Origin of the sequence: Xanthomonas sp. A1809 (assembly GCF_017746015.1) — a bacterium.
In the GTDB taxonomy this organism is placed as follows: Bacteria; Pseudomonadota; Gammaproteobacteria; order Xanthomonadales; family Xanthomonadaceae; genus Xanthomonas; species Xanthomonas euvesicatoria.
On the sequence record NZ_JAGHWZ010000053.1, the window covers coordinates 1 to 1,492 of the forward strand.

A 1,492-nucleotide genomic window follows, 5' to 3' on the forward strand; every position below is an offset into this window, starting at 1 on the left:
GAACATCTCGCGCGTCGGCAAGGAGGAGCTGATCACGCAGATCATCGCCTTCCTCGATGCGCATGCCGGTCGGTCGTTTCTATGGACCCCTCCGCTTTCGGTGCAGGGCTACTACCAGTGCACCACCTACAACCCGGTGGCGCACGGCGCGGGCAACTACACCCTCACCGCGACCTTCGAACAACACTTTCAGCCGTAAGGAACGCACATGGCGCGTCAGGTCATTGATCTCGATACTCCCCAGTCAGACGGTGGGCGCGGAGATCCGCCACGAACCGCTTTCGAGAAGGTAAACGGAAACTTCGCTGAGCTGTATACGGGAGTAGATGCCGCAAAGACAGCGGCGGCAGAGGCAAAAACGTCTGCAGATGCCGCCAAATCTACGGCTAGCGCCGCTCAGACTGCGGCCGCTAGCGCTCAGTCAAAGGCCGACGCCGCCTTGCCACGCACTGGCGGTACCGTAAATGGAGAAATTCGATTCAGCGGCACTGGTGGTCGCATCCGTATTGACGATCAGTCCAACAACAGCCTCACTTGGTACAACTGGGTGAACAATGGCTCTTATTTCTGGGTCTATCAAGGGTCCTCGGTTCCCGCCTCGATCAGCTCCGCGGGCGTGGTTACGGCCACTTCGTTTAACCCAACCTCCTCTGCCGACGTGAAGGACTACATCGAAGGCTACGCTGGGGACGCTTCGGCGGAGTTAGATCGCTTGGTTGTCATCAGCTACCGGCTAAAGCCCGAATATGCTGCGATTGATAAGCAGTTCGTCGGATTGCTCGCCGAGAATGTGCACGACGTGAAGCCCGACGTGACCGATGGCGAAACAGTCGTTGAGCTCGTGGGCGAGGATGGGGCGCCAGCAGAAGCGGTTACCACGCCCATGAACTATGACCTCGCGCAGATTGTTGCGCTGACCGTGCGGGCCCACCAGCAAAAAAGCAGGCGTATTAGTCAACTGGAACAGCGTTTGGATGAGCTGTTGGCACAGGTTGCCGCACTGAAGTCACTTGCATGACCCTACTCGCCGACATTCAGACGCTTGAGCCAGGCGCTCGAGTGACAGTGTTCGAACTGGATGCGACCTCGCTGGGTGCCGACTCGCTGCTGTTCCATTCGCACCTGCAGGCCAACCCAATCGTTTGGCAGGGCCAGGTGTATGACCCCTGGCCTGTCGAGGCCACCGGCTTCGAGCGCACCAGCGACCAGCCACCGAACCCGCGCCTGCGCGTCGGCAACATCGACGGCACCATCACCGCGCTGTGCCTGCTGTTCGATGACCTGGTCGGCTCACGCGTCATCCGCCGGCAGACGCTGGCCAAATACCTCGATCCCGTCAACTTCGCGGGCGGTAACCCAACTGCGGATCCGGAAGAGCACTTCCCTGACGAGATCTGGTTCATCGAGCGCAAGGTCAGCGAAGACCACACGCAGGTGGAGTTCGAGCTGGCCACCGCAGCAGATCTCAATGGCGAGCAGTTGCCGGGCCGGC

General features: G+C 60.2%; 3 protein-coding genes. All 3 read left to right on the top strand.

What is annotated here, in order from left to right; all coding sequences use genetic code 11:
* Positions 1 to 199, top strand: a 199-nt coding sequence (locus J7396_RS22275; protein ID WP_209262170.1) for a phage tail protein, incomplete at its 5' end; no start/stop codon positions are given.
* A 9-nt stretch (positions 200 to 208) separates the two neighbouring features.
* Positions 209 to 1,018, top strand: a complete 810-nt coding sequence (locus J7396_RS22280; protein WP_209262171.1) for an alanine-zipper protein — start codon at positions 209 to 211, stop codon at positions 1,016 to 1,018.
* On the top strand, positions 1,015 to 1,492 hold a 478-nt coding region (locus tag J7396_RS22285; RefSeq protein WP_209262172.1), incomplete at its 3' end, for a phage minor tail protein L. The genes J7396_RS22280 and J7396_RS22285, both read left to right, overlap by 4 nt.

Excerpts from the sequence above, each read along its gene's own strand:
- J7396_RS22280 (WP_209262171.1), top strand. The coding sequence starts at position 209 with ATGGCGCGTCAGGTCATTGATCTCGATACTCCCCAGTCAGACGGTGGG.